Annotated in this window: 1 protein-coding gene; it reads left to right on the forward strand. The window is 34.1% G+C overall.

What is annotated here, in order from left to right; genetic code table 11:
* Window positions 1-103: 103 nt before the first annotated feature.
* Window positions 104-547, forward strand: coding sequence for a hypothetical protein (locus tag R8O10_RS26020; RefSeq protein WP_025789569.1), 444 nt, complete (start codon window positions 104-106; stop codon window positions 545-547).
* Window positions 548-621 lie beyond the last annotated feature (74 nt).

Raw genomic sequence — 621 nt, forward strand, 5'->3', positions numbered from 1 at the left:
TAAATCAAACAAAAATTTTTTAATCATTAAAAACTTCCACACTTTTTAAGTTTGGTTTAAAATTGGAGTATTGGCAATTGTACATCTAATAGGAATAAAACTAATGACATTGACTGAAAAACAAGAAGCAGCCATAGAAATATTTAATAGTCGCAATAATATCCGAGGCTTAGAACTATCTCTGGGAGAGTTAGAAGCAATCCGTGATAGAGTTAGCCACGTTATAGATGAGCTTAATACTGCGCAAGAAGTGAAGGCTGTTGAAGCAGCCATACACGCTTTACAAGTAATTGACTTTGAAATCCCTCACGAACTCGAAAAAAAGTATAAAATTTTAACAGGTTCAAAGTCTTCTACCGCAACGAAGCGAAAACCAGCACCACTTGTTAAATTTAAAGTAGGAGAAGATGTTTTTAAAGAAAGATCCCAAGGTAAAGCATCACGTGAACTGGCGGCAGCAATTGAAAGATACAATAGTGAAAATGGTACAAAACTGACTAAGAAAGACTTTAAAACCGATGAAATCGTTGAGGATGACAACCTTTAGTTTAAGAGTTTAAGTCTAAATATCATTAAGTATCACCATTCGTTTACTGGAGTTATGATCACGTACTCATCTAT

The sequence above is a fragment of the Vibrio sp. 1727 genome (genome assembly GCF_033344415.1).
Taxonomy (GTDB): domain Bacteria; phylum Pseudomonadota; class Gammaproteobacteria; order Enterobacterales; family Vibrionaceae; genus Vibrio; species Vibrio alginolyticus.